Here is a 15,084-nt window from a genome sequence, read left to right on the forward strand (position 1 = left end):
CTTAAAAACCAGTAAATCCACCGTATAATTCAATGAAAAAAATAGTGATTTTTGTCATTTGATCCGTATAGAGCAAGACACCTGTCAACACCATTAATGCTCCTCCGACTTTCATGAGTCGATTAGAATGTTTTAGGATCCATTTCGTTCGCCCTAGGAAGAAGGCCATGATAAAAAACGGAATAGCGAAGCCTAAAGTGTAAGAAAAGGTATATATCAAGGCTTCAGAGGGATTGGTAAAACCTAAAGCTAACACCGCTGTGAGTATAGGGCCAACACAGGGTGTCCACCCTGCCGCATATGTAACCCCTACTAATACGGAACCCAGATAACCGACAGGCCTTTTATTCCATTCAAATCGCAAATCTTTCATGAGGATTGAAGGTTTAAATAACCCCACCATCATCAAACCCATCACAACAATCATCACACCGCCTATTTTGCGAATTAAATCTTGATTACCAGTAAACAGATTTCCTATGAAACTAGCAGACAGACCTAGAGCGAAAAATATAATAGAAAACCCTAAAATAAAAAAAACAGTATGAAAGAATGTTCTTTTTCGAAAAGCCCCTCTACCTTCCTGTAAATCTTTCACGGATACCCCTGTTATATAAGATATATACGAAGGGTACAGCGGAAGGCAGCATGGTGAGATAAATGACAGAAATCCTGCTGCAAAAACAATCCAGACCGTTAAATCAGCGTTGAACATGCTACTTTTCTCCTTAAACTACAGTAAGTAGTGATTAACCTCACACTACGTATTGTAGTATCAAAGAATAGACGATGTCAATTCCAATGAAAAATTAATAACGGAATTTTTTATATTACTTACTTAAATTTAATTTCGGTTGCAAAATATATAACAAACCGTATATCAAAGCTCCTATCGTCATAGCAGCAGTAAAGCCTAGGGTTAAAGAGATCATGGTGGCAAGAAGCGAACCCGTGACGGTCATCAGACCATTAATTGCCCAACTTAATGCTATCTTCCGCTCAGGAATCTTCGTCAAACCAAACGGAAACGGCATACCCATAAATAAACCTAATGGGATGAGTATTAGCCCCGTTGCTATAACCCGATAGGTTAATGATAAAGAAAATGATTGTTCGTTATACCATGATATAACTCCATTCACAATCAATGTTAAAACAAAAATCCACAACAAAGGTGTGTATCTATTTTTGTCGAAAGAAAACCATTTACCAAAAAACAGGCTGCCAACACCACCAGAAACTAACAATACACCAAGCACCAATACAAATGATAACGTTGGATGTCCTAACGGTAGGATTAACCTCTGTATAAGTGTTGTTTCAATCACAATAAATCCGATGCCCAACCCAGAAAAGTATGCAGTACGTCCCAATGTGTACTTTGCTCTTACAGCTAGTATTAAAGTAATCAATATCGTACCTATCGTTAGAATGACGAGTTGGACTGGAACCCCATTTGCCTTATTGTAAAAGTAGGGCATGTCGTCGCGATTAGAAAGTAATTGGTTTTGTGAAATCGAAAAAGTACGATATAAATCAGCATAGCGATCATATATCTTTGGGATGTGAACAGGTATCTGTTGTTTCTTTTCAGCTCCCACTTTAAGACGTTGTGCGGACTCTAAAGTAAAGGGGGCTTTCGTTACAATCACCAACGGCCTGGTAATACGACTCCCATTGAATCCCCAAACGACATGACCAAGATGCTGATATGTGCCAATCACTGCCAGATGATTCTGTAATTGATTATGATGAATTCCTTCAAATCGTAGTGATTTCTCGGTTGCATTCATTACCTTCATGAGCTCTGACTCATCATGGAGTAAAAATGCAAGCCTCCCCCCCGGCTTCAACTTGTTTAGATATTCTCGGATGGCTTCTTCTGTAAAGATATAATTTTCAGTCAAAGCAAGGCCTAAGCCGTTCTCCGATTCTTTTTTTACAAGGGACAAATAGATCAAGTCATACCGATTTTGTGTTTGACGTATATAATTTCTTCCATCAGAAACGATTGCTTTTACCCCCAGTTGATTAAATACATCGCCCGAGAATGAAGCAACTGTCTGCACAGCTCGAAAGCTCCCAGGATTGATATCAACCGCTTCTATTTCCTTAAAGCCTGCAAGTTGGGCGGCTAATACCTCTTGGCCACCGCCTGCTCCAATAATAAGTGCCCGTTTTTTATCTAAGATATCTTCAAAAGCAAGAAAACTGGTTGTTGATCGTAAATAGTCTACCTCGTTTAAGTCCCCCGTATATTTTGATATGGGAGAAACAGCACCCCCATCAATAGTTATATATAACAGCTCCCCGTTTGCATCATCGTATACATCAGTACGAGAGAATGAATTCCATTCCGTATATATAACTTTTGATTTCGCGTTTCCTTGGAACACATTTGATGGGCTTGTTTCAAACGCCAAAAAAGGAATGTATTGCGAGAATGGTAAGGCCGTGTTGACAAGCAGGAGCGTAAAAATCAGGAGATATACGAATTTCAGCTGTGTTCGCGAACGATTAAAGTCAATACTAACGCTTATTCCAAACAATATGGCAGCTAACAGTGATATCGTTGTGATGGGATCGAAAATACTCAATAACACGATGGATGAAACGGCTCCTATCCCTGCGCCAGCCAAATCAGCACAATAAATGAGGCGAATTTGTTGTTTATGTTGTTGCATAATGGCAGCGAGTAAAGCACCTCCAGTAAAGAAAGGGAGCAGAGCGACTGGCGAATAAAACCATATCCCTTGGTACGGAAAGACATACATGACAAAGACGGATACGATTAGAAAAAGTGCAAACAAGCCGAGCCATACATTGCGAAATTGGTAAACACGCCCGGCAGTTTTATAGGCCATGAATCCACCAAGTCCAATACCTAGCGTAGCTAATGATATGGTTAAAAATACGTAGTTATTATCCGAGATAACTGCAAAAAATCGAGAAAGAAAAACTTCGTAGACAATGAAAGAGAAAGCAGCTGCGAATGTTAGAATCGCATCCCTCTGAGTATCCCTGATCACCATGAAAATCCCCTTCCTAATTTATCGTGTATAACTTATGTAATTCAGTCTGCTCTCATCATTCTTATTCCAAACCCGCCATAATCCATTTATCATTTAGCATATTATAAATAAAAAGTGCCATTGTCGCAGTCAGCGATAAATGGCACCTAATGAATAATTGCATTTTTTATTTCTAAGATTCGAATTTCTGTATATATACTTCAAATGTTGTCCCCTTTCCATATTCACTGAATACTTGAATTTTGCCTTTTGGCAATTGCGAGCCCGAATCCAGACACCTACCATGTTCCATTGATCTGGATTTTTCAACACGATAGAATCGCTCAAATCAACAAGGAAGTTCATCTTCAGGAATACCTGGGCACTGTATCCTCAATCGAAATGCAAACCATTCCAACATCACGCATCGTCCGGCATCGTAACGGAGATGAAATATAGATATTCATATTATCAAACTAACCCGATCCGAATGTAGATAATAAAACTGAGTAGAAGATAGAAAATCACAAACTCCTACAGATGGAATACATCAGTAGGAGTTATATGGTTTTATTGATTTATAACATATGTTTTTAAATATATATTAGATCTTAAAGCAGCCCCTTCCGTATTCGTTTAGCAATTCTTCTTACTGCTCTTGCTTTCCGTCGCTCTGCTTTTGATCTCCGCCTCTCTACTCTCGCTATCCTTCTCTGAGCCTTTGCCAGGCGCCTCTCTGCCTTTGCCAACTTCCTGCTGAACTTCAGTAACCTTCCAATGCTAAATAAGTCCATCTTAGCTCCTATTGATCTTTTTTATGCAGCGAAGGTACGGCATTCTTGAGCGCATTTCAAGCACATTCGACTGCACATTTGAGATTCTCGATCAGCAAACTTCGCACACTCATTGCCGCAGACTTCGCAAATATATGCACACAGATTAGCGGCTGCTTTTGCAAAAACACTACGGCGAGCAATGTAACAAGAGAGTGTTTCACAAATCGTAGCACAATCACGGAGTAATTGGATTTGGTGGATTCTAGAGCGTGCGTCAGGCATACAAAGAAAATGAGAAGCCATATGTTCACACATCGCCCCACATTCTTGTACGATTTTGTGTACACGAGGAAACATCATGGTAGTGTGATGTTTCCTCGTCTGATTCAACATTAGAGCCTCCTAATATTTTGTTCATACAGCTTATGCATATGACTTTTGTCCGGTGTAGTAGGTGTTTGCCTATTCATTTGAATATGTAGGGATGGTAAATATTCCATCCAATGCTCCTTCATCTGTTGTGATAGATTTGAGATGCAAGACATTAATCATCACGATCAGGAGGGATTATTTTGAAAAAACTTATCGCATTGGGGTTGTTGACTGCTCTATCATTTTCAGTTGCCCCAGGTCAAGGACAAGTATTGGCTGCTCCTCAACAAAAGACCTTATATCAGCAGGACAACTCTTCTTCAGTCCGACAAAACGTCATAAATAGTGGTATGAAATATTTAGGCACCCCTTATGAATTTGGTTCTAGCCGCTCGAATACAAATACCTTTGATTGTTCTGATTTTGTTCGGCAAGCTTATTGGGAGGGATCCGGTGTATTAATCCCAGCAAATTCAAGAACGCAAGGGGCCTATATCAAACAAAATGGAACTGTAACAAAGGATTGGAGAGGATTAAAACCTGGGGATATCATGTTCTTCATGTCTTATAAGGGGAATAAAGACTCGAGCTATAGAGGTATTGACAAAAATAAGGCACGTATTACGCATAATGGAATATATCTCGGGAATGGAAAGATTTTGCATACCTATTCGAAAACATCCGGTGGTGTCCGAATCGATTCAATTGAGAACACACATTGGGAAAAGAGATTTCTCTTTGGCGGAAGTTTTTTAAGATAAACACTACAAGATGTAGTTTAATTAACAATGGACCCAGTGAATACTGGGTCCATTTAGCTATACCAATTTCTAGAGCCTTCATTGAGATAACACCACATAAAAGAAATGGTCTAAGGTACATTTACTTTGCTTGCAGCAATCTGCTGATTTTGCTGATTTTGTTTATTCTGAAATAAGAAATACAGAATCAGACCACTACTTACGAGGATAACGATAACGCTAGTCCATTGACCCGCGGTCCAATTTAGTACGTAGCGAGGGGAATCCCCACGCAGAAATTCTAACATAAATCTGCCAACTGCATAAAGAATGTTGTAAGAGAGGAACATTACCCCTCTAGGTAAAGTTCTCGTTCTTAATATGAGTAAAACGGCAAATACAATTAAATCCCACTGACCTTCCCATACCTCCGCCGGCCAAAGCGGCTGCGAACCATAAACATCGAATGCCATTGTTCCTGGAGGATAAACAATCCCAAAGTTTGAACCAGTCGGAGAACCAAAAGCATCACCATTAAGAAAGCAAGCAACTCTGCCAATAGCTTGTCCTAAAATAATTGCAGGTGCCAGTACGTCCGCCAGTTCCCAAAATGAAATGCGATGTATCCTAGTATAGATAGCTGCTACTATAAAACCACCCACTAATGCTCCTTGAATCGATATTCCCCCATTCCAAATGGCAAATATCTCATTAAGATGTGATGAGTAATAGTTCCACTGAAAAAAGAAAACATGCCAAACTCTGGCCATTATAATTGCGCCAAAAATCACATAAGTCATTAAATTGGGTATATGTTTCTGGTATTCGCTCCCTCTCGAAAGGTAATAAGCAACTCCAATGGCAAGTAAAATTGCAAGAGCTACAATTACGCCATAAGAACGAATTTCAATTCCGCCAATGGAAAAGAGTATAACTTTCATTTCATCATTTTCCCCTCATCTCAAGTATATAACAGCAACTGATTACCAATAAGTTATCGTATCGGCGAATCCTAATATTAGAAATAATACACCGACTACTCTCTGCATCCATTTCCCCCATTCCCGCGACCTTTTTATCATAGCTGTATCGATCCCCAGGACGACGCTTAATCCCACAAACAATAGAAACGGCATCGCTGTTCCTAGAGCAAATATTGGAGGTAGAATGAATCCATAAGAAGATTGAAATACCAACGGCATAACTAAGCCGAAAAACAGCCAAACCATCGTCGGACAAAATCCGAAGGAAAAGGAAGCTCCTAGTATAAACGCCCCCCATTTCCCACCGATTCGTCTAGATAGATCTTTTAAATAGGAAGATAATTGAAAACCGAAATTACCTGGTAATTTAAACAATCCTAAAAAAAACAGGCCCATGATAATCAGCAGTGGACCTAACATTTTACGTGCGAATACGAAAAATGGAATCATATCTTGGGATAAGCTTTGGCCAAATAGCCAAAATAGAGCACCCAATATGCTAAATACCGAAATTTTCCCGAGCAAATACATAGTGATATCGATCCATGATAATCTTCGCTGAACTTGGCGATTACTAAAATACATCATGGCGCCTATGTTTGCTGAAATTTGACACGGTGCCACTGAACCGACAAACCCCAAAAACATAACAGAAAGAAGTGCTATATTCGAAGAGTAAGCTACCTCAGTTAATGGACCAGCAACGACGTTGGTTATCCAGTTAAAAATTTCATACACGTCTTTACATCACCTCCGCTCTTACTCATAAGACTACATATGGTAGTGTTTAAGATAAAAAAAAGGGCTTATGAACATCCGCCCGATATCAAACCAATCATGATACCAAAAATAATAATGGTTAACAAAAGAGATTTGCCGTAGGAAAAAGGAATATGAAGCGGTTGATCCGGCTGAAGCACTTGTAATATTCGGTAATTAATCGCTGTATTAGCAAAGGGCACAGCTACGGTTATATGCCGATTATTTACCAAAGTGGACAACTTCAATAATACATTCCCTAAGTGATATTCAGATTTCATATGTCTTAGAGCAAAGCGATCCGCAAGAAGTTCCTTCCTAGTTGCAAACTGATTGCTCAATGTTTTTAATAATGGAATATACCCCATGCTCTCTGTCAGTAAAACGACCAAGAACATTTGAAGCGGATCGCGTCCCCTGCAGTGATACCATTCATGGAGTAATATTGCCCTGATTTCCTCTTCGTTGAACATGTTCATAAGCCCAGTAGAAATAACGATACGTGGTTGCCAAATCCCCATTGCCAGAGCAACAAATGCGTCATCTCTTACAACCATAATTTCTGTATTCCAATCCTGGTATACCTTGTTTAGGTATACCGTTTGCTGGTGATCCGTATTATTTCTAAACGTCCGCATCCATTTCCAAGTCAAGAATAATTGTCTACCTGATCTGCCAACTAGTCGCACCACTGTATACAAAATGACAAGATTAAATAAAACTTTTATGATGTCATGCCCCAATGTGTCTTCCTGTATAGCGGTTAAGCAGTATTGTATTATATTCCAATTGAGTGGTACACCTAGCACTTGATGCGCAACATACCAACCCATTTGGATCAGCACAAATGAGCCCGTGAGTAACATGATTAAAAAAATCAGATTTGTTTTTACAGCCGATTTCATGATGAACTCCCGTGATTCATTTGGTTCAGTTTATCTTGTAGCTTAGAGATCAATTTAGGGTCTGCTTCATCCAATGCATCGATCATATGACCAACAACTAAATCTCCAAATTCACGGATTAGTCCTTGTGTAACCTCTTTAGTTTGTTCTGATAAGAATTGCTCTTTGGTTTGTATAGGTTCAAAGAACGTTAATCTTGCCCTACCGCTCCCCTTGGAGGTTTTTTTTAGCAGCCCCTTCTCAATCAATCGATTCATAACCGTCATTACCGTATTGAATGAAAGTGGTTCTTCTTCACTTACAATGGTTTGTACATCACGAATCGTTGTTTTTTTGGATGCCCACAGAATTTCCATGATTTTCGCTTCCAGCGGACCAAAAAATTGATTCAAACCTTGTTCATGCATGTTAAACTTTTTAATTTTCAATTTCCTCACCTCTGTAACTACAAATTGTAGTTACAATTAGAAGCACTGTCAATTGTAGAAGGCGAATTACTTATTTCGTTTTAGTCCATTTCTCGCCGCCGTTACTACTTTCATAAACGGAATAACGATCGGTTATAACAACGAGACGGTTGATGTCTTGCTTAGATGCTTTAATACCAAGTGGCATTTCCCCATTCAATTCTATGCCCATCGCCGTCCATGTTTTCAAATCCATTGATTTTTGGAATCCGCTTTCCGTCATAGTAACTATTTCTTTGTTAGGCAAAGTTATGACTTGATAAACCGGATCATTGGTCAGTTTGTTTTCTTGAACGGTTCCATTTTGTATATCATACCGTACAAGCCCCGTTTCCGTTGCAGCCAAAATGGATGATGGCGATCCAGTCATCATTGTAATAGAATATGCACCGGCAGGTAAACTTGTTACATTCGTCCACGTATTCCCACCATCCCTCGTTTCATACAGGTTATCACCCTCACCTGCTAACAATGTAAATAAATGATTCGGATCATCCGGGTCCATCGTTAAATAATGGGCATCGGGCTCATCGGGTTTTGCTTCATTAGGGAGTCCGTTTTCAATTGTCTGCCAAGTTTCCCCACCATCAACGGAACGTTTGACAAATCCATGTCCTGATACAAATATCCTTGTAGGATCAAACGGATCAATTTCAAGCCCCATGATATCATTCGTACGGAGTTCTGGGAGTGTTCTTTGAAATATATCGTCTTTCAGCTCATAAACACCTGTATGTGTCCCTACCCAGACCGTATCATTACTAGGCGAGTAGCTAAATACATGTGGATGAGTGTTAGAGTCAGCATTCAGTGTATCAAGCGTGGTATCATTCGATTTTTTCACATTTCCCCAAATAGCAAAACCAATCAAGACAATCATAACCACAGAAAATAATGATCCGATACCTAACGATATTCCCTTCCTTTTTTTCTTTGATTTCTTATCCGTCATCATCATTCTCCTAACTTGAGTATAGAATAACTCCTATTATAGTTGGTAAATGTGTAGATTTTGTGAGCCCTCGTTCTCTCAGACCATATAAGCCAAGAACCCATCAATTTAGAAAGGTAAAAAATGTGAGGTCCACCCCTCATTTATACTAATTTATATCACGAGTCTAACTGAATTTTCATGTATAAAGACCGAGTGCCACAAGGCAAAAATATAAATGGTCCATATTTTTCTTGAGTTGTCGACTCTCCCATTACGGTGTTCCTTTAATAGACCAACAACATGATCTATTTGAATCCATTCTTCAATACCACTTATAATGATTTGTTCGATCATGATATCTCCGATAGATCCCATAAGCCATTTCTTTAAAGGTACTGGAAAACCTAGCTTGGGACGATTCAGTACATGATTAGGCACAATGTCTTCCATCGCTTTACGAAGTACATATTTCGTTGTTTTATTTGTTACACGGTATGATGATGGTATTTTTCGAGCTATTTCAAACACTTCTTTGTCTAGAAATGGCACACGAACCTCTAAGGAATGTGCCATGCTCATTTTATCAGCCTTCATTAGAATATCGCCAGGTAACCAGAAGTTTAGATCGATTAATTGCATTCTGCTAATATCATCAAGGTCTTTCGAAATCTCATATATTTTACTGGTCAGTGCGGTTGTAGGCTCCCAATTCGCTTTCACATTTACCATTGAAGATAAGACAAGTCTTTTTTCTTGTTCGTTAAAGATCTTAGCATTCCCCAAAAATCGTTCTTCTAAAGGAGTTAAGCCTCTTTTCATATAGTTTTTGCCATAAAAATTGAAGGGAATTTGGTCTATAAATTGCTTGATGTTCTTTTTTAGGTTTGTAGGAATCCACGATAATGGCTTAAGTGAGGAGGGCTCTCTATAGATACGATATCCTCCAAACAGCTCGTCTGCACCTTCACCCGATAATGCGACAGTAATATGCTCCCTTGCCACTTGGGAAAGTCGATAGATCGCAATTGCAGACGGATCTGCTATGGGTTCATCCATATGCCACACAGCCTTGATTGTATCCTCAAAAAAACGATCAACCGATATCACTTCATCAAAATGATCTATACCCAGTTCAGTTGCCGTCTTTTTAGCGTATATATTTTCATTATGCTCGCCTTCAAATCCTACTGAGAAGGTTTTTATAGGCCCTCTCTTGCTAAGATAACTGGCAATCGATGTTGAGTCTATTCCACCAGATAAAAAACTCCCTATCGGCACATCACTCTGGGTATGAAGATTCACAGATTCATTAAGTTTATACCGGATCTCTTCAATGAATGTTTCAATTGGCCGATGTTCCGGTTCGAACTTAGCTTCCCAATATGCTTGTTTTTTTATATTTCCCCATTGATCGACAATCATATAGTGACCTGGCTCTAGCTTTTTTATTCCAGCAAACATTGTATCTGGTTGGGGCACATACTGTAATGTTAGATAATGGAACAGACTTTTTGAGTTAACGGCGGGTTTCAGACCATCCAAAGAAAGGATACTTTTAATTTCGGAGCCAAAGGCAAATTGAGTGTTATCCGTATAGTAATAGAATGGTTTTATTCCGAAATGATCACGAGCAGCAAATAATTGTTTTTTCCTCCGATCCCATATTGCAAATCCAAACATCCCACGCAATTTTTCTAAACAATGCTCCTGATACTCCTCATATAAATGGATGATGACTTCAGAATCTGTGTTCGTTTTAAACGTATGACCAAGCTCTTCAAGTTCTCTTTTTAATGTTTGATAATTATAAACCTCACCGTTAAAAACTAGCCAAAGGCTCTGATCTTCGTTGGAAATAGGCTGACTGCCGTGTTCCAAATCAAGGATCGACAAACGGGTAAATCCTAAAGCAATCCGATCTACCAACCTAATGCCCGTTTGATCGGGACCACGATGTTTGATTGCATCGGTCATTTTTCTTATTGCTGCCGTCGTTGGCAGAGAATTGTTTTCAAACATCAAAAGCCCTGTAATCCCACACATAGAAAAAGTCTTCCCTTCCGGATTTTTAACTACACATTGTAGTGTTTTAACAAAAAAATTGATCCTTGTTTAAAAACATCAAGAAATCAATAATATTATACACTACGAATTGTAGTTTATTTAATTTAACTAGTCAATTTTTCATTTTATGGTATTTCTATTGCAGATTAATGAAATTTGTTAAATTAATTTCTTAACAAGATTTAATTCACCTTAATATGGGATACAAAAAAACAAACCCATGGTTTTTACCAGGGCTTGTCTAATTACAAATTAGTACTAGTGCAATCCACTAACCATTTTTGTATAACTTTGTTTCGAGATTGTACGTCTTGCTGTAACGTATCGATCCTTATAGTATGATTCCGATAAATTACTAATCCTTACCCCCTTGCTACTGGAAGAATGAGCAAATTGCCCATTACCGATATAAATCCCTGCATGAGATATACCAGCACCACTTGTATTAAAGAATACCAAATCCCCAGGCTTGAGATTTTTCTTTGCAACTGGGGTACCCGTTTTTGCCTGAGCATTTGATGTCCGTGGCAGCTCCAAATTAAACTTATCAAAGATATACAAGATAAAACCAGAACAATCAAATCCACTCGATACAGAAGTTCCTCCCCACTTGTAAGGTGTACCTACGACTTGACTTACTTCTGTACGTAATTTGGATTGATCATCAGCAAACGCATTAGTCGCACCAGCTGATAATATGACAGCAGACCCTATTAATGAAATCATGAATTTCTTCAAACACATGCTCTCCCTTCGGATGCCTACGGAGTTAGCTAAGGGTTCGGTAGAAGGCTCCCTTTATTCCTTTTCAATCAAGAATAATTCACCCGGAATGGTTCCCCCGTTTTCAAAATGAAACTCGGCATTAAAAATTAATTTTTTGTAACCCTACATAATGTAGTACATTTTCGTATATGTTGTCAATCCCATCCTCTAAATCCATCATTTTTTTTATAAACAGTCGAGTTTCGTTCAAATTCACCCCATAAAGTACAATTATAAGGAGAAGTTTCGCTCTTATTGTATTATTCTTATATGAACACAGACTTCTTCTAAGTTAGTTATTAAATACATTATTGTAACCACTTCATTTTCAGTATAGCAGAAAAAACTGTTCAAGCAGACGTTGATCTGCTCTAACAGCTATCTCCAAGTCATATATAATTTTAGTTGTAACTTATAATCAATAAACCCTCCTTTCTCACAAGGAGGGTTTATTGATTATTGAGTCTGTTCTACGCTGCCATTGCTCTACAAGCCTCTGCACATCTAAAGCAAGCTTCTGCACATTCTTGACAGTGTTTTACATCATGCATTTTACATTCTGTGCCACATTCTTCACAAACATCGGCACAGATACTACAGATCTCACGCGCATAAACACTGTTCGTTGACATTGCATGCGCAGCAAAAGCACAAATATCAGCGCATTGTCGATCTAAACGAATACATTTTGTCATCATAGCTATATTCTCTTCATCAAGACAAGCGTTGTAACAATGATTACATGCCATCATACAACGTATGCATTCCTCGATACACTTTTGGTATTGTTCATGTGACATAGTCAATATCTCCTTTCGAATTTACGATTCAAGAATTTAGGATGCACAACACTTTTTATTTGATTCAAAAAATCAAATAATGTAATCACCTCGCTTTTCATACGATTTGTAACCTATTGTTAGGTTGACTATTATATAACCCGAAGTTATGTAGATTTTGTGAGGAAACTGAACAAATTTGAAAATGATGATTGTACATGAAGACTGAGCTTTGAATCCGTGATTACTTTACTATTTTAGGTTTAAATTAGTATTAATGGGTAACAATACTACGTAATGTAGTCCTAACAATCTTTTCTTATTACGGCATTAGACTAAATAATCTTATGAAGAGGTGAATTCAATGTATAAAAACTCCAAAAAGAGCGTGAAACATCAATTCACGAACAATCATATACACAAACACGATAGTGAGCATCATCATCAAGGGATGAAACACGACTACCATGACCATTCTGGATCACATCATAGTACCGGGCACCAACATAACGGCGGGGATAAACATGCCGGTCATCATGTAGATGACTTTAAAAAACGCTTTTATATTTGTTTAATTATTACGATTCCAATCATGGCTCTCTCGCCAATGATTCAGATGTTCATTGGGGTACATTGGCGGTTTCCATATGACACCGTTTTACTGTTTCTACTCTCCACTTTTGTCTTCTTTTATGGAGGTAAGCCTTTTTTAGTTGGTGCATATCGAGAACTAAAACAAAAGAGCCCGGGCATGATGACGTTAATATCACTTGCTATCGTTGTTGCTTACGTATACAGTTCATTAATTGTCATAGGATTGACGGATGTAGATTTCTTTTGGGAACTGGCAACCCTTATTGTTATTATGCTGCTGGGTCACTGGCTAGAAATGAAGTCTATTTTAGGTGCATCTAATGCCCTAGAGGAATTGGTCAAACTAATCCCTTCTGAAGCACATCTTATTACGGAAAATGGAGATATCAAAGAGGTAAGCGTGTCAGAGTTAAGCCCAGAGCAAACAATATTAATTAAACCTGGAGAGCGAATCCCTGTAGATGGAATCATTGTGAAAGGACAATCATCACTCGATGAATCCATGCTTACAGGGGAGTCCGTCCCGGTCATCAAGAATCCTGGAGATAAACTCATTGGAGGTGCTGTTAACGGTGAAGGAGCATTAACCGTAACGGTTACCAATAGTGGTGAAAAGGGTTACTTATCTCAAGTTATTTCACTCGTTAAAGAAGCTCAAGAATCTAAATCTAAAACTCAAAACTTATCCGATCGCGCGGCAAAATGGTTATTTTATGTAGCTTTAGGTGCAGGTTTAATAACCCTAATCGTATGGCTTTCATTAGGTTACGGCTTTAACTTCGCAATAGAGCGCATGGTGACTGTGATGATTATTGCCTGTCCACACGCTTTGGGTTTGGCCGTACCTCTTGTTGTATCAACCACTACCTCGATAGCAGCGAAAAAAGGCTTATTGATACGTAACCGTACTGCCTTTGAAGAAGCTCGAAAATTGAACGCTGTCGTATTTGATAAAACAGGAACACTAACTCAAGGTAAATTTGGAATAACCGATATTTTACCGGCATCGGGATATACAGAGACGGAAATTTTAACCCTCGTTGGTTCCCTAGAAGCTCAATCCGAACATCCTATCTCTAAAGGTGTAGTGGAAGAAGTGAAAAACCGTGAAATAAAAATACCAGAACCAGAGTCATTTGAAGCACTGACAGGGAAAGGTCTTAAGGGGAAAGTTAACGGTAAGGATGTTTTGGTTGTTAGCCCTGGCTTTATGGAGGATCAAAAAATAGATTATCCTATTGCGGAGTATAATAAGCTGGCATCACAAGGAAAAACGGTTGTCTTTGCCGTTGTAGATAACCAATATGCCGGTCTAATTGGCCTTGCAGATAAAGTCCGGGATAGTGCAAAGAACGCTGTAGAAAACTTAAAGTCGTTAGAAATTAAATCAATGATGTTGACAGGGGATAACAGAAAAGTTGCCCAATGGGTCGGCGAAAGCTTACATTTAGATGAGATATATGCAGAAGTCCTCCCCCATCAAAAGGCTGATAAAATTACGGAGATTCAAAAAGAGGGTTATATGGTTGCCATGACGGGGGATGGGGTGAATGATGCTCCAGCCTTAGCAAAAGCAGATCTCGGCATTGCTATTGGCGCGGGAACGGATGTCGCAATTGAAACAGCAGATATTGTTCTTGTAAGAAGTGATCCTAATGATGTCGTTTCGATTCTCGACTTATCCAGGAAAGCTTACAATAAAATGATTCAAAATCTTTGGTGGGCCAGTGGTTATAATATTATTGCCATTCCACTTGCCGCCGGTATATTATACGGTGCTGGAATTGTCCTAAACCCTGCGATAGGAGCCATACTGATGTCTCTCAGTACTATTGTCGTAGCAATTAACGCCAAACTTCTTAGGGCATGACCCATGTGTGAAACAATTACTGCAAGAGGCTCAAACGAGCCTCTTTTTTTCTTTGGGCATAAAGC

The 15,084-nt window shown here is 38.8% G+C and carries 12 protein-coding genes and 1 riboswitch; of the genes, 2 read left to right on the forward strand and 10 right to left on the reverse strand.

Annotated features, from left to right (window positions below):
* Window position 1: 1 nt before the first annotated feature.
* On the reverse strand, window positions 2-715 hold the full coding sequence (locus B9D94_RS00220; protein WP_119851478.1) for a cytochrome c biogenesis CcdA family protein: 714 nt from the start codon (window positions 713-715) through the stop codon (window positions 2-4).
* 115 nt (window positions 716-830) lie between these two features.
* Window positions 831-3,032 carry a spermidine synthase family protein gene (locus B9D94_RS00225; protein WP_119851477.1) on the reverse strand — a complete coding sequence of 734 codons (2,202 nt, stop codon included), beginning with the start codon at window positions 3,030-3,032 and terminating at the stop codon, window positions 831-833.
* 1,327 nt (window positions 3,033-4,359) lie between these two features.
* On the opposite strand from B9D94_RS00225, the gene B9D94_RS00235 reads away from it, so the two are divergent.
* A complete protein-coding gene (locus B9D94_RS00235; RefSeq protein WP_244235582.1) occupies window positions 4,360-4,920 on the forward strand; it encodes a C40 family peptidase in 561 nt (186 codons plus the stop codon).
* Window positions 4,921-5,030: 110 nt separating this feature from the next.
* Here the strand turns inward: B9D94_RS00235 and lgt are convergent, their stop codons facing one another.
* The 8 genes from lgt to B9D94_RS00275 all read right to left on the reverse strand — a co-directional run bounded on the left by lgt (window position 5,031) and on the right by B9D94_RS00275 (window position 12,576).
* A complete protein-coding gene (gene lgt / locus B9D94_RS00240; RefSeq protein ID WP_119851474.1) occupies window positions 5,031-5,840 on the reverse strand; it encodes a prolipoprotein diacylglyceryl transferase in 810 nt (269 codons plus the stop codon).
* A gap of 42 nt (window positions 5,841-5,882) precedes the next feature.
* A complete protein-coding gene (locus B9D94_RS00245; protein WP_119851473.1) occupies window positions 5,883-6,620 on the reverse strand; it encodes an urease accessory protein UreH domain-containing protein in 738 nt (245 codons plus the stop codon).
* 68 nt (window positions 6,621-6,688) lie between these two features.
* Window positions 6,689-7,546, reverse strand: coding sequence for a M56 family metallopeptidase (locus B9D94_RS00250; protein WP_119851472.1), 858 nt, complete (start codon window positions 7,544-7,546; stop codon window positions 6,689-6,691).
* Complete coding sequence (locus B9D94_RS00255) at window positions 7,543-7,974, reverse strand: BlaI/MecI/CopY family transcriptional regulator (protein WP_119851471.1); 432 nt, start codon at window positions 7,972-7,974, stop codon at window positions 7,543-7,545. The genes B9D94_RS00250 and B9D94_RS00255 overlap by 4 nt, the downstream gene beginning before the upstream one ends.
* A gap of 70 nt (window positions 7,975-8,044) precedes the next feature.
* Entirely contained in the window at window positions 8,045-8,971 is a 927-nt protein-coding gene (locus tag B9D94_RS00260; protein ID WP_148246120.1) for a hypothetical protein, read from the reverse strand.
* Between the two features lie 147 nt (window positions 8,972-9,118).
* Window positions 9,119-10,990, reverse strand: coding sequence for an asparagine synthase (glutamine-hydrolyzing) (gene asnB / locus B9D94_RS00265; RefSeq protein ID WP_119851469.1), 1,872 nt, complete (start codon window positions 10,988-10,990; stop codon window positions 9,119-9,121).
* A 279-nt stretch (window positions 10,991-11,269) separates the two neighbouring features.
* Window positions 11,270-11,749: a C40 family peptidase gene (locus B9D94_RS00270; protein WP_036638510.1), complete on the reverse strand. Its 480-nt coding sequence runs from the start codon at window positions 11,747-11,749 to the stop codon at window positions 11,270-11,272.
* Between the two features lie 4 nt (window positions 11,750-11,753).
* Window positions 11,754-11,886: riboswitch (cyclic di-AMP (ydaO/yuaA leader) on the reverse strand.
* A gap of 360 nt (window positions 11,887-12,246) precedes the next feature.
* On the reverse strand, window positions 12,247-12,576 hold the full coding sequence (locus B9D94_RS00275; protein ID WP_119851468.1) for a four-helix bundle copper-binding protein: 330 nt from the start codon (window positions 12,574-12,576) through the stop codon (window positions 12,247-12,249).
* 343 nt (window positions 12,577-12,919) lie between these two features.
* On the opposite strand from B9D94_RS00275, the gene B9D94_RS00280 reads away from it, so the two are divergent.
* On the forward strand, window positions 12,920-15,019 hold the full coding sequence (locus tag B9D94_RS00280) for a heavy metal translocating P-type ATPase (protein ID WP_244235581.1): 2,100 nt from the start codon (window positions 12,920-12,922) through the stop codon (window positions 15,017-15,019).
* The last annotated feature ends 65 nt before the right edge of the window (window positions 15,020-15,084 follow it).

The organism is Paenibacillus sp. Cedars, from assembly GCF_003184205.1.
Lineage (GTDB): Bacteria > Bacillota > Bacilli > Paenibacillales > Paenibacillaceae > Paenibacillus_AQ > Paenibacillus_AQ glucanolyticus.